At 70.6% G+C, this 13,573-nt stretch carries 11 protein-coding genes; all 11 read right to left on the reverse strand.

Going from position 1 to position 13,573, the window contains the following annotated elements; genetic code table 11:
* Positions 1–6 precede the first annotated feature (6 nt).
* A complete protein-coding gene (uvrA, locus tag J2Y42_RS14320) occupies positions 7–2,916 on the reverse strand; it encodes an excinuclease ABC subunit UvrA (RefSeq protein ID WP_396427162.1) in 2,910 nt (969 codons plus the stop codon).
* A gap of 199 nt (positions 2,917–3,115) precedes the next feature.
* Positions 3,116–3,700 (reverse strand): hypothetical protein, encoded by a 585-nt coding sequence (locus tag J2Y42_RS14325; protein ID WP_309859891.1) that lies wholly within the window; start codon positions 3,698–3,700, stop codon positions 3,116–3,118.
* Positions 3,697–5,013, reverse strand: coding sequence for a DUF58 domain-containing protein (locus J2Y42_RS14330; RefSeq protein WP_309859893.1), 1,317 nt, complete (start codon positions 5,011–5,013; stop codon positions 3,697–3,699). The genes J2Y42_RS14325 and J2Y42_RS14330 overlap by 4 nt, the downstream gene beginning before the upstream one ends.
* Before the next feature lie 28 nt (positions 5,014–5,041).
* Positions 5,042–6,091, reverse strand: coding sequence for a MoxR family ATPase (locus J2Y42_RS14335; protein ID WP_309859895.1), 1,050 nt, complete (start codon positions 6,089–6,091; stop codon positions 5,042–5,044).
* Positions 6,081–6,713 carry a hypothetical protein gene (locus tag J2Y42_RS14340; protein WP_309859897.1) on the reverse strand — a complete coding sequence of 211 codons (633 nt, stop codon included), beginning with the start codon at positions 6,711–6,713 and terminating at the stop codon, positions 6,081–6,083. Before J2Y42_RS14340 ends, J2Y42_RS14335 begins: the two co-directional genes overlap by 11 nt.
* Positions 6,710–7,453: a DUF4129 domain-containing protein gene (locus tag J2Y42_RS14345; protein ID WP_309859899.1), complete on the reverse strand. Its 744-nt coding sequence runs from the start codon at positions 7,451–7,453 to the stop codon at positions 6,710–6,712. The genes J2Y42_RS14340 and J2Y42_RS14345 overlap by 4 nt, the downstream gene beginning before the upstream one ends.
* A 42-nt stretch (positions 7,454–7,495) precedes the next feature.
* A complete protein-coding gene (gene uvrB / locus J2Y42_RS14350; RefSeq protein ID WP_309859901.1) occupies positions 7,496–9,562 on the reverse strand; it encodes an excinuclease ABC subunit UvrB in 2,067 nt (688 codons plus the stop codon).
* A gap of 65 nt (positions 9,563–9,627) precedes the next feature.
* A complete protein-coding gene (gene coaE, locus J2Y42_RS14355) occupies positions 9,628–10,230 on the reverse strand; it encodes a dephospho-CoA kinase (protein WP_309859903.1) in 603 nt (200 codons plus the stop codon).
* Positions 10,231–10,335: 105 nt separating this feature from the next.
* Complete coding sequence (gene rpsA / locus J2Y42_RS14360) at positions 10,336–11,778, reverse strand: 30S ribosomal protein S1 (RefSeq protein WP_309859905.1); 1,443 nt, start codon at positions 11,776–11,778, stop codon at positions 10,336–10,338.
* 108 nt (positions 11,779–11,886) lie between these two features.
* A complete protein-coding gene (locus J2Y42_RS14365) occupies positions 11,887–12,870 on the reverse strand; it encodes a DUF1731 domain-containing protein (protein WP_309859907.1) in 984 nt (327 codons plus the stop codon).
* Positions 12,867–13,556 (reverse strand): DUF4166 domain-containing protein, encoded by a 690-nt coding sequence (locus tag J2Y42_RS14370; protein ID WP_309859908.1) that lies wholly within the window; start codon positions 13,554–13,556, stop codon positions 12,867–12,869. The genes J2Y42_RS14365 and J2Y42_RS14370 overlap by 4 nt, the downstream gene beginning before the upstream one ends.
* Positions 13,557–13,573 lie beyond the last annotated feature (17 nt).

The following is a 13,573-nucleotide window of genomic DNA, read 5'->3' on the forward strand; positions in this document are numbered from 1 at the left end:
CGCCTCTTACGCGGCGCCCCGGGCGGACTCGCCCTGCAGGATCTCCTTGAGGAAGAAGCCGGTGTGGCTGCCCGGGGTCTCGGCGACCTTCTCGGGTGTGCCGGTCGCGATGACCTCTCCGCCGCCGGCGCCGCCCTCCGGACCCATGTCGATGATCCAGTCGGCCGACTTGATGACGTCGAGGTTGTGCTCGATGACGATCACCGTGTTGCCCTTGTCGAGCAGGCCGTTCAGCACCAGCAGCAGCTTGCGCACATCCTCGAAGTGGAGACCCGTCGTCGGCTCGTCGAGCACGTACACGCTGCGGCCGTTCGACCGGCGCTGCAGCTCGGTCGCGAGCTTCACGCGCTGCGCCTCGCCGCCGGAGAGGGTCGTCGCGCTCTGCCCGAGCCGGACGTAGCCGAGGCCCACGTCGACGAGGGTCTGAAGGTAGCGGTGGATGGCCGAGATCGGGCGGAAGAACTCCGCCGCCTCGCTGATCGGCATGTCGAGCACCTCGGCGATGTTCTTGCCCTTGTAGTGCACGGACAGGGTGTCGCGGTTGTACCGCGCTCCCCCGCACACCTCGCACGCGACGTAGACGTCGGGCAGGAAGTTCATCTCGATCTTGATCGTGCCGTCACCCGAGCACGCCTCGCAGCGTCCGCCCTTGACGTTGAAGCTGAACCGGCCGGGCAGGTAGCCGCGGGTCTTCGCCTCCGGCGTCTCGGCGAACAGGTTGCGGATGCGGTCGAAGACGCCGGTGTAGGTCGCCGGGTTCGACCGTGGGGTGCGGCCGATGGGCGCCTGGTCGACGTGGACGACCTTGTCGAGGTTCTCCAGACCGGTGACGGTCCGGTGCTTCCCCGGCACCTTGCGGGCGCCGTTGAGCTTGTTGGCCATCACCCGGTACAGGATGTCGTTGACCAGCGACGACTTGCCCGAACCGGAGACACCGGTCACCGCTACGAACGTGCCGAGCGGGAAGTCGACCGTGACCTTCTTCAGGTTGTTGGCCTCCGCATCCACGACGCGGATCATCCGCTTCTTGTCGACCTTGCGGCGCTTGGACGGGATGGCGATCTCGCGCCGGCCCGCGAGGTAGTCGCCGGTCAGCGAGTCCGTGTTCGTGAGCAGGTCGTCGTAGGAGCCGGAGTGCACGACGTGGCCGCCGTTGACACCGGCGCCGGGGCCGATGTCGACGATCCAGTCGGCGGTGCGGATGGTGTCCTCGTCGTGCTCGACCACGATCAGCGTGTTGCCGAGGTCGCGCAGGGCGACGAGCGTGTCGATGAGACGCCGGTTGTCACGCTGGTGCAGGCCGATGCTGGGCTCGTCGAGCACGTACAGCACGCCGGTCAGGCCGGAGCCGATCTGGGTCGCCAGGCGGATGCGCTGCGCCTCGCCGCCGGAGAGGGTGCCCGCCGCGCGGGCCAGGTCGAGGTAGCTGAGGCCGACCTGGATGAGGAAGTCGAGCCGGACCTTGATCTCGCGCAGGACCTGGGCGCCGATCTTCTGCTCGCGCTCCGTCAGGTGCAGCTTCTCCATGAAGTTGCGGGCGTCGCTCAGGCTGAGCAGCGACGCATCGGCGATGCTCTTGCCGTGGACCAGCACGGCGAGCACCTCGGGCTTGAGCCGCTTGCCGCCGCAGACGGGGCACGGCACCTCGCGCAGGTACTCGGCCCAGCGGGCGCGCTGCGTGTCCGTCTCGGCCTGCAGGTACTGGCGCTCGATGTACGGCACGACGCCCTCGAAGCCGGAGGTGTACGACATCTCGCGGCCGTAGCGGTTCTTCCACCGCACCTTGACCTCGAAGTTGTCGCCGTGCAGCACCGCGTCCCGGACGTTCTGGGGCAGCTTCTTCCACGGCGTCTTGAGCGAGAACTTGAGGTCGCGGGCGAGGCCGTCGAGCAGCTTCTCGTAGTAGTTGAAGAGACCCTTGCCCTGCGTGGTCCACGGCACGATGACGCCCTCGGCGATGCTGAGCTCGTCGTCGCCGAGCAGGAGCTCGTCATCCACCGACATGCGCGTGCCGAGGCCGGAGCACTCGGGGCACGCGCCGAACGGGGCGTTGAACGAGAAGGTGCGCGGCTCGATCTCGGTCAGCTGGATCGGGTGGCCGTTGGGGCACGACAGCTTCTCGCTGAAGTTCTGCCAGGCCGCGGGCCCCTCACGATCGACGTAGTTGACCTGCACGAGACCGTCGGTCAGGCGCAGCGCCGTCTCGAGGGAGTCGGTCAGCCGGCCGAGGATGTCCGGGCCGGCGACGAGGCGGTCGACGACGACCGAGATGTCGTGCTTGTACTGCTTCTTCAGCGTCGGCGGGTCGGAGAGCTGGATCTGCTCGCCGTCGACCAGGGCGCGGGAGTACCCGCTCGCCGCGAGCTCCTTGAAGAGGTCGACGAACTCGCCCTTCTTCTGCGACACCACCGGGCTGACGACCATGTAGCGGGTGCCGGGCTCGAGCTCCATGAGCTGGTCGGCGATCTGCTGGACGGTCTGACGCTGGATGCGCTCCCCGCAGATCGGACAGTGCGGGACGCCGATGCGCGCCCACAGCAGACGCATGTAGTCGTAGATCTCGGTGATCGTGCCGACCGTCGACCGCGGGTTGCGGTTGGTCGACTTCTGGTCGATCGACACGGCAGGGCTGAGGCCCTCGATGAAGTCGACGTCCGGGCGGTCCACCTGGCCCAGGAACTGCCGGGCGTAGGCGGACAGCGACTCGACGTAACGGCGCTGCCCCTCGGCGAAGATCGTGTCGAACGCGAGCGACGACTTGCCGGATCCGGACAGGCCCGTGAAGACCACCATCGAGTCGCGCGGGATCTCGAGGTCGACGTTGTGCAGGTTGTGCACGCGTGCCCCGCGCACGCTGAGGTGCGACCCCGTCACCCTGCTGATGTTGCCGGATTCGCCGACCCGATCGCTGTTCACTCGCCCGCTGCTCACTCGCTCTATTCTCCGCCATCCATGCTGGGAAATCGGGGCTGTTCGCCCACCGCGCACCCGTTCGCCAGGTCGAACGTGTGTTCGATTCTACCCTGGATGGCGCGGTCATCCCGTGCAGGCTCGAGCCTAGGCGCGACCACCGACATTCCAACCCTCGACGGCTGGATGAGCGGGCTCACGCTGCTCAGCGCGGCGCGCGGCGGAGCAGAACGGGGAGCAGCAGGCCGACCAGCGCGGCGAGGGCGATGCCGGAAACGGCCGCGAGGACAGGCACGCTCGACGCGGTGCCCGCGCCACGGACCACGAACAGGACGACGGCGGCGAGTTGGGCCGGCACCTGAATGAGCACGAAGCGACGCAGAGAAGGAAGCAGCACCGCGGGCTGGAGGCGGGCGGCGGCGGGCAGCGCCAGCATCCATCCGCCCAGCAGGTGGAGGGCGTGGGCACCAGCGATCAGGCCCAGCACTCGCGGAGTCAGCGTGCCCGGCTCGACGAGGGAGGACAGCAGCAGCACCCCGATGAGCACCCAGGCGGTCAGCCAGCGCGGCCGCCACACCGAGACCCCGACCAGGAGGGCGGCGATGCCCGTCCACGGGCCCTCGGGCACGCCCACCAGCACGAGCACCAGCGCGATCGCGGCGAAGAGCACGCGCACCGACCAGGCGGGGACGGTCCGTACGCCGAGCACCGGCGCCGGCGTCGACGACCCGGATGGTGTGCCGACCAGGGTCGCGGGCCTGTTCACCGGCCGCGCGTCGTCGCGGCTCACCGTCGGGCCCGTGCGGAGGCCAGCACCCGCAGCGCCGCCTCGCGCAGCGCAGCGTCCTGCCAGACGAGCAGCTCGACACCGCCCGACTGCAGCTGCTCGAGGCGGAGGGAGCGCTCGAGCTCGATGGTGCGCAGGGCCAGGCGGTCGCGGGCGGGCAGCTCGCGCCCATCCCGAGCCGGGAGCACATCGACCGCGATCACCCGGTGGCCGGCGGCACGCCAGGTGAGCGCGAGCGTCACGGGCTGATCGTCGAGGAAGGTCGACAGGACGAACACGATCGAGCCGGGGGCGAGCCGCGGAGAACGGACCCGCGTGAACGGCGCCCCGTTCGCGGCGGTCGCCTCGATCGCCCGCAGCACACGCTCCCGGTGCCGAGCGCCGGCCCGCGGAGGGAGCACGCGGCGCGACTCCCCCAGGTCGTCGAACCCGATCCGGTCGGCCGCGCCCGCGTAGGCGGCGGCGAGCGAGGAAGCGGCCTCGCGCGCGAGGTCGAGCGACGACACGGCCGGCCGCGGGTACGCACGCGACCAGTCGGCGACGACCGCGCTGACATCATCGCGGGCGTCGAGCACGAGGTGGACGGCCGCGTCCGAGGTCGCCGTCGTGCGCCGGACGTACAGGTCGACTCCGCGACCGGCGCGCGCCGTGGCCTTCCAGTCGATGCGCCGCAGCCGGTCGCCGGGATGGAACAGGTCGATGTCGCGGAACTCGCCGCCGTCGCCCGGACGCGTGGAGATGTGCTGCCCCGTCAGCCCGAGCAGCCGCGCGGGCAGGGGGAGGCTGCGGAGGGGCGCGCGCCGGGGCCGCACCACCCGTTCGACCGCGGCCTCGTCCGTGGGTGCGCTCGCCCAGGCCGCGTCCGCGCCGAGGGCGCGCGCCTCGACCGCGGCGACGCGCTGCGGACCGGAGTGCACGATGGGAACCTCGCTCCGGAGGTCGGCGGCCGTCCGCGGGGTGACGACCGCCTCGACGGGTGTGGCGCCGCCCAGGCCCAGGCGGAGGTGCGCGGCGTCCGGACGCTGGCCGGCGGAGACGGCGACGTGGACGCCGAGAGTCGCGTCGCCGACGGCGCCGCGGGCGGCCTCCTCAACGGTCACAGCCGTGGTGATCTCGACCGGGTCGACGGACCCGGCCGGCCGGCGGTCCCATCCCCACGCCGCGGAGAGCAGCAGCGGGATGCCGATCAGCGCCGGTTCGAGCCGGGACATGACGAAGGCGGCGACGACGCCGATCACTCCGACCACGATCGCGCCCGCCAGCGCCGGGCTGGGCATCCACCGGACCCGCGTGGCGGTCGCTGCTCGCTCGGTCACCGGAACCTCGCGCCGTGTGCCGGGGCGGTCACGCGCGCGACTCCGCCGCCGAGCGCTGCGCCGTCCCGACCGCGGGCGGTCCCGGCACGGTGTTGACCACCTCCATGACGACCTGCTCCGCACGAACGCCGCCCGTCCACGCCTGCACCGTCAAGGTGAGCCGGTGCGCGAGCACCGGGATGGCGACCGCCTTCACGTCGTCGGGGATGACGAAGTCGCGCCCATCGAGCACGGCCAGTGCTCGCGCGACGAGGAGGAGGCCCTGCGAACCGCGCGGGGACGCCCCGACCTCGACGGACCGGTGCCGGCGGGTGGCTGCGGCGAGGCGGACGCAGTACGCGGCGATGTCCGCATCCACATCCACCGCCTCGACGCCCGCCTGCATGGCCGCGAGCGTCGCCGCGTCGATGACCGCCTCGACCGTGGCGACCTCATGCCGCCGCGCCACGCGGGAGAGCAGGACGCGCGACTCCCCCGCCTCGTCCGGGTAGCCGACGCCGAGCCGCACCATGAACCGGTCGAGCTGCGCCTCGGGAAGCGCGTACGTGCCCTCCGACTCGATCGGGTTCGCCGTCGCGACGACGTGGAAGGGCGACGGGAGGAGGAAGCTGCGGCCCTCGACCGACACCTGCCCCTCGGCCATGGCCTCCAGCAGCGCGGACTGCGTCTTGGGCGAGGTGCGGTTGATCTCGTCGGCGAGGAACAGGCCCGTGAACACCGGTCCTGGCCGGAACTCGAAGTCGCCGCTGCTCGGCACGTACACGAACGACCCGGTGATGTCGGACGGAAGCAGATCGGGCGTGCACTGGAGGCGGCGGAAGTCGAGTCCGACGGCCGCCGCGATGCTGCGGGCGGCGAGGGTCTTGCCGAGGCCGGGCACGTCTTCGAACAGCACGTGGCCGCCCGCCAGGATCGTGGCGAAGGCGATCCGCAGCGGTTCGCGCATCCCGACCACGACGCTCCCGACCCGATCGAGCACGGCCGCGCCGAGCCGGGCGACCTCGTCGACCGGCAGCGAAGCGGATGCGTCCGACGGGGATGCGGTGGTGGTGGATGCGGTGCGGGGGTCAGCGGGCACGGGTCGGCTCCTCGGGCGAGTGGGCGGTGGGGGTACGAGCGGTGGACAGACTGTGTTGAGGCACGAGCTGCTCGAGGCGGTCGAGCACGGCGGAGATCTGCGAGGTCCGCGGCGACGTGACGACGGACCCGCGACGGAGGAGCGCGAGGATGTCGGGGCCGAGGAGCGCTTCCAACTGCGCATCCGCCGCGCGATCCTCCAGGTCGAGCCCGCGCAGGGCGAGGGCGCGCTCGGCGACCGAACGGAGGGCGCGCAGCCCCTCCGGCGACGCGCGGCCGCCGCGCGAGCTGAGCGACCAGCCGAGGGCGACGACATCCCGTCGCGACCCGGGGCGGAGCGGCGGCGCGGCCGGCGCCCAGGTCAGATCGGCCGCCTCGCCGAGGGCCGACAGACAGGCCGCGAACGCCAGGGCCGCCGCCCCGAGGCCGGTTGCGTGGGCTTCGTCCATCCCGAGCGACCAGGCCGCCAGACCGACCGCGACCCCCAGCAGGGCGCTCAGGATCAGACGGCGCAGTAGGCGCGGCGGGAGGCGCTTCGGGCGCGGCGCGACCCGCTGCCGGCCGTCGCCGCGCCGGGCAAGCCGCTCCGAGTGGGGCGTTCGGCGGCCGTCTCGTGTGCTCATCGCCGGCCGCCTTCCCGGGTGCTCGACCGGCCGCCGGACGCGACGCTCCAGGATGCCCGCAGCGCCTCGACCGCGTCCCGGGCGGCTGCGACGTCGTCGGTGGTCACGGGCGCGCTGCTGAACCGCGCGCGCAGGTACAGGGCGAGCAGCCGGGCTGCGGCGTCGCGGTCGGCCGCCACGCGGGCGACGACGCGCGCGGCGAACTCGGCGGGCGTCTCGGCGGGGAGGCGACGGACGCCGGAATCGGCGGCGCCCTCCTCCAGCCCCACCCAGGCGGCCTCGATCGCGTCGCGCGGCTCGCGCGGTTCTGCGAGAACCTCAGCGGCGCGGTCGAGTCCGCGGCGCACCTGCTCCGGCTCGGGCTCCGGCCCCTGGTCGGCGTGCACCTCGGAGGTATCCGCCACGCCGACCGTGTCGAGCGGAGGAAGTTCGAGCGGCCGCGACGGACGGCGACGCAGGCGCCAGAGCAGCGCCAGGCCGATGATGACGGCGAGCACGACGAGCGCGACCAGCAGCCACGAGAGGTCGATGCGGACCTCGTGCGCGGTCCCGCGCGGCGCCGGGCTGCCCGACTGCTGCGGCGCCGGCGCCTGCGTCCGGACGGGGCCGGGCGGCAGGAACATCCGCGGCCCGCTGAACTGCGGCGCTCCCTGGAACGCCACGGCGACGAGGGCGACCGCAGCGAGCACGACGCACGCGGCGAGGGTCCATCGCCGCCGTCCGCCCGCCTTCGTGGTCACCCTGCCACCGTAACCCGCGCGGACGCCCAGCGGTGCCGTCGGTCAGCCCAGGTGCCCGGCCTTCTCCATCTGCCGCAGATCGCGCTTCAGGTCGGAGAGCTCGTCGCGCAGGCGGGCCGCCAGCTCGAACTTCAGCTCGCCCGCCGCCGCCAGCATCTGCTGATTGAGGTCGGCGATGAGTCCTTCGAGTTCCGCCGCGCCCTGCGCCGCGATGCCGCCGTTGCGCAAGTTGGGCGTCGGGCTCTTGCGCTTCTGCTCGCGCCCGGCGAGCATCCGCGCGGTGTCCGCCTCCTCACGCGCCAGCACGTCGGTGATGTCGGCGATGCGCTTGCGGAGCGGCGTCGGATCGATGCCGTTGACGCGGTTGTACTCGATCTGCTTCTCGCGCCGCCGGTCGGTCTCCTCGATCGCGCTCTTCATGGAGTCCGTGAGCACGTCCGCATACATGTGGACCTGTCCGGACACGTTTCGAGCCGCTCGTCCGATCGTCTGCACCAGTGAGGTCGACGAACGCAGGAAGCCCTCCTTGTCGGCGTCGAGGATGGCGACCAGCGACACCTCCGGAAGGTCGAGTCCCTCGCGCAGCAGGTTGATGCCGACCAGCACGTCGTAGACGCCCGCGCGGAGCTCGCTGAGCAGCTCCACCCGGCGCAGCGTGTCGACGTCCGAGTGGAGGTACCGCACCTTCACCCCCGCCTCCGCGAGGAAGTCGGTGAGCTCTTCCGCCATCTTCTTGGTGAGCGTGGTGACGAGCACACGCTCGTCGCGCTCCACCCGCAGGCGGATCTCCTCCAGCAGGTCGTCGATCTGCCCCTTGGTGGGCTTGACCACGATCTCGGGGTCGATGAGGCCGGTCGGTCGGATGATCTGCTCGACCACGCCGTCCGCGATACCCATCTCGTACTTGCCCGGGGTGGCGGAGAGGTACACGGTCTGGCCGACGCGGTCCTTGAACTCGTTCCACTTGAGCGGACGGTTGTCCAGCGCGCTCGGCAACCGGAACCCGTGCTCGACCAGCGTGCGCTTCCGCGACGCGTCGCCCTCGTACATGGCGCCGATCTGCGGAACGGTGACGTGCGACTCGTCGATCACGACCAGGAAGTCGTCGGGGAAGTAGTCGAGCAGGCAGTTCGGGGCCTCCCCCGGCGCGCGACCGTCGATGTGGCGCGAGTAGTTCTCGATGCCCGAGCAGAAACCGATCTGCTCCATCATCTCGAGGTCGAACTGGGTGCGCATCCGCAGCCGCTGTGCCTCGAGCAGCTTGCCCTCACGCTCCAGCTCCTGCAGGCGCTCCTGAAGCTCCTCCTGAATGGTTCCGATCGCACGCTGCATCGTCGCGGGGCTCGCGGCGTAGTGCGTCGCCGGGAAGACCGAAACGGCATCCATCTTCTTGATGACGTCGCCGGTCAGCGGGTGCAGGGAGTACAGCGCCTCGATCTCGTCGCCGAACAGCTCGATGCGGATCGCGTTCTCTTCGTAGACGGGGATGATCTCGATCGTGTCGCCGCGCACGCGGAACTTGCCGCGCGAGAAGTCGACGTCGTTGCGCTCGTACTGCATGTTGACGAAGCGGCGGATCAGCGCGTCGCGGCCGACGTTCTGGCCGACCTGGAGGGCGACCATGGCCTCCAGGTACTCTTCAGCGGCACCGAGGCCGTAGATGCACGAGACGGTCGAGACGACGACGACGTCGCGCCGGCTGAGCAGCGAGTTGGTGGTGGAGTGGCGCAGCCGCTCGACCTCGGCGTTGATCGACGAGTCCTTCTCGATGAAGGTGTCCGTCTGCGGAACGTACGCCTCCGGCTGGTAGTAGTCGTAGTACGACACGAAGTACTCGACCGCGTTGTTGGGCAGAAGCTCGCGGAACTCGTTGGCCAGCTGCGCCGCGAGCGTCTTATTGTGCGCGAGCACCAGCGTCGGGCGCTGCACCTGCTCGATCAGCCAGGCGGTCGTCGCGGATTTTCCGGTACCCGTCGCACCCAGCAGCACCACGTCGGTCTCACCCGCGTTGATGCGGGCGGACAGTTCGGCGATCGCCTGCGGCTGGTCGCCGCTCGGACTGTATTCGCTGACGACCTCGAAGGGACGGACGGAGCGCGTGGGAAGCATGTCTCCAGTCTAGGAAGGACCACCGACAGTGCGGTGGGCTCTCGCTCACAGCGGAACGGCGCGGGTCACGGCCGCGCGCGCAGCTCCTCCCAGAGGGCGTCGACCTGCTCGAGCGTGTGCTCCAGGGTGCCACCGGTCTCGATCACGACGTCGGCGACGGCCAGCCGCTCGGCATCGGACGCCTGGGAGTGGATGCGGCGCTCGGCCTCGGCACGATCCATCCCGCGCAGCTCCACCAGCCGGGAGACGCGGGTCTGCTCGTCGGCGTGGGCGACGACCACGCGGTCGAACGGGTACTCGTTGGCGGACTCGACCAGCAGCGGGACGTCGTAGACGACGATGGCGTCGGGGTCGCGCTCGGCGGCCGCCCGGAACCGGGCCGTCGACTCCCGGAGGACGGCCGGGTGGGTGATTCCGTTGAGAGCCTGCAGTGCCTCCGGGTCACCGAAGACGATCGCCCCGAGAGCTGGGCGGTCGAGGCTGCCGTCCGGGGCGATGACGCCGTCGCCGAAGCGGCGGGCGATCTCCGCCAGCGCCGGGGTTCCCGGCTCCACCACCTCGCGGGCGATCCGGTCGGCATCCACCACGACGGCGCCGTGGGAGGCGAGACGGGAGGCGATGGTCGATTTTCCGGACGCGATCCCGCCCGTGAGTCCGATCAGCTGCACCTGCCCAGCCTAGCCACGACGCTGTCTAACCGCGGCACGAGGCGGGACCTCCCGGAAACGACGAAGCGGCCGGCCCCGAAGGACCGGCCGCTCGTACTCAGATACTCAGGAGTTGGAGCTGAGCTTCTCGCGCAGTGCCGCGAGCGACTCGTCGTCGGCGAGCGTTCCGCCGGCACCGGAGTCGGAGGAGTAGGTCGACGTGCCGCTGTCGGCGGCAGCCTCCTCGAGGCCCTTCGCAACCTGGCGCTTGTGCGCCTCCCAACGAGCCTGGGCGGCAGCGTACTGCTGCTCCCACTCGTCGCGCTGCGACTCGAAGCCTTCCTTCCACTCGTTGGTCTCCGGGTCGAAGCCCTCCGGGTACTTGTAGTTGCCCTGCTCGTCGTACTCGGTGACCATGCCGTAGAGCGCCGGGTCGAACTCGGTGCCCTCGGGGTCGACGCCCTCGTTCGCCTGCTTGAGCGACAGCGAGATGCGGCGGCGCTCCAGGTCGATGTCGATGACCTTGACGAACACCTCGTCGCCCACCGAGACGACCTGCTCGGCCAGCTCGACGTGCTTGCCGGACAGCTCCGAGATGTGCACGAGGCCCTCGATGCCATCGGCGACGCGGACGAACGCACCGAACGGAACCAGCTTGGTGACCTTGCCCGGTGCGACCTGACCGATCGCGTGGGTGCGGGCGAAGACCTGCCACGGGTCTTCCTGCGTCGCCTTGAGCGACAGCGAGACGCGCTCGCGGTCGAGGTCGACCTCGAGGATCTCGACGGTGACCTCCTGGCCCACCTCGACGACCTCGGAGGCGTGCTCGATGTGCTTCCAGGAGAGCTCCGACACGTGGACGAGACCGTCGACGCCGCCGAGGTCGACGAACGCACCGAAGTTGACGATCGACGAGACGACGCCCTTGCGGACCTGGCCCTTGTGCAGGTTGTTGAGGAACGTGGTGCGGGACTCCGACTGGGTCTGCTCCAGCAGCGCGCGGCGCGAGAGCACCACGTTGTTCCGGTTCTTGTCGAGCTCGAGGATCTTGGCCTCGATCTCCTGACCCAGGTAGGGGGTGAGGTCGCGGACACGGCGCAGCTCGATGAGCGACGCGGGCAGGAAGCCGCGCAGGCCGATGTCGACGATCAGGCCGCCCTTGACGACCTCGATGACCGTACCGGTAACGACACCGTCGGCCTCCTTGATCTTCTCCACATCGCCCCAGGCGCGCTCGTACTGCGCACGCTTCTTGGACAGGATGAGGCGACCCTCCTTGTCCTCCTTCTGGAGAACGAGGGCCTCGACGGTGTCGCCGACCTCGACGACCTCGCTGGGGTCGACGTCGTGCTTGATGGAAAGCTCACGGGAGGGGATGACGCCCTCCGTCTTGTAACCGACGTCGAGGAGGACCTCGTCGCGGTCGATCTTGACGACGGTGCCTTCGATGAGGTCTCCGTCGTTGAAGAACTTCAGCGTCTTTTCGACCGCGGCAAGAAAGTCCTCAGCAGATCCGATGTCGTTGACGGCGACCTGCTTGGGTGCCTTGTCGGTCGTTGCGGTTGTCATGTAGTGGGTGCTCCGTAATGGACAGGAATCAGGCCGGTCGCGTTGTTCTTCTGATGTGTTTCCGCGAACGGCAGGCGGATAGGGATGTCACACAAGTGACGTTCTAGTCTACCCGGCCGCGGAGGCGTGCAGCAAGCCGCGGTCGGAGAGGATGTCGCGCAGGGCCCGCCCGAGCTCGGGGTAGGCGAATTCGTAGCCGGCGTCGAGCAGCCGTTCGGGCACGACCCAGCGGCTCTTCAGCACCAGTTCGGTCTCCGTGCGGATCGCGATCGAGCCGAGTTCGAGCATCCACCGGTGGGCCGGGAGACCGATGGGACGGCCGAGCAGACGGCGCAGCTCCGCCATCAGCGTGCGGTTGTCGGTGGGGTGCGGCGCCGCGATGTTGACCGGCCCGTCGAGGTCGGGCCGGCCGCGCAGGAACTCGATCGCGCCGAGCACGTCGGCGATGTGCACCCAGCTGAACCGCTGCCGTCCGCCGCGCGCCCGGAACTCGTGGAACGTTCCGGCGTTCCGGCGTGCGGTCGTGGCGAACCAGCGGCCGTCCACCTGGGGGCCGCCCAGCCCGAACCGGGTGAGGTTGACGAGCGGCGTGAGTGCGCTGCCGTCGCCGAGGACGATGGCCATGCGCAGCGCGACGCGACGGGTGCCCGGGAGGTCGCCCTCGAACAGCTCGTGCTCCCAGGCCTTCGCGACCTCGACAGAGAAGCCGGAGCCGAGCTCGCCGGTGGACTCGGTCATCGGGCGGTCTTCCGCGTGGCGGTAGATGGTCGCCGTGGAGGCGTTGAACCAGACCGGCGGCGGTGCGTCGCTCGCGGCGATCGCCTCCCGCATCGCCCGGGTGGTGGCGAGCCGGGAGCGGAAGATCTCGGCCCGGTTGGCATCGCCGTAGCGGCAATTCACGCTCTTGCCCGCGAGGTTGATCACCGCGACGGCACCGGTGACCGCTCTGCGCAGGCCGTCGGCGTCGTCCCAGCGCACGTCGGGCCCGCTGCGGCCGACCAGGATGACCTCCGAACCCACCGAGCGGTAGTGCTCCTCCAGGTACTGCCCGACGAATCCGGATGCCCCGGCTATGACGATGCGTTCGTTCACTCCGACCGCTCCCCCCCTTCTTTCTTCTCTGGTGTATCTGTCTGCGTTGCTCGCCCCGCAACATCCGCCGGACCGCCCGGCTCGATCGCGTAGCGGAACCGGCCGCGGTACTGGTAGATCCGCCCGATCAGCGGCGCGTGCACGGTGATCGAGACCCGCTGGTGCTCGTGCTGGTCGTCCCACCGCTCGGTCAGGACGACGACCGGAGCGAACGGGTTCGGGATGCGCAGGCGCCGCCCTCCGAGCACCAGCCAGACCGCGGTGGAGCGGAGCCGGAGTCCGCCGTCCCGCACGGTGGCGGCGAACCGCGCCTCTGCACGCACCGGATCGCCGAGCCGGTCGATCACCACTCCTCGACGGACGCCGATCTCGTCCACCATGGTCGCCGCACCGGACCGGAGTGCGAACCATCGCGTGGCCGCGACGGCGGGCGAACCGTCGGGCGCGGTGACCGCGCGGTTCTCGACGGTGAAGGGCACCTCGCGCTCCCACACGGGGAACATGACGTGCGATCGGGCGAACACCGCCAGTACCGGCCACAGCCACCGGCGCGGCGTGCCCACCGTCTCGAACACGCCGCTCCCCCGCCCGACCGCGCCGGCCGGGATGGCGTCGAAGTACGCCCGCAGTCGCGGATGCAGCTCATCGAACGCCGCGCCCAGCGCGGCACGGTACGGGGAGGTCACCGGTGGAAGGACGTGCC

Source organism: Leifsonia sp. 1010 (assembly GCF_031455295.1).
Lineage (GTDB): Bacteria > Actinomycetota > Actinomycetes > Actinomycetales > Microbacteriaceae > Leifsonia.

What these genes read in the sequence shown, in the direction of transcription:
- J2Y42_RS14340 (WP_309859897.1), bottom strand. Translation starts at nt 6,713, where the DNA reads ATGAGCACACGAGACGGCCGCCGAACGCCCCACTCGGAGCGGCTTGCC.
- uvrB (WP_309859901.1), bottom strand. Translation starts at nt 9,562, where the DNA reads ATGCTTCCCACGCGCTCCGTCCGTCCCTTCGAGGTCGTCAGCGAATAC.
- rpsA (WP_309859905.1), bottom strand. Translation starts at nt 11,778, where the DNA reads ATGACAACCGCAACGACCGACAAGGCACCCAAGCAGGTCGCCGTCAAC.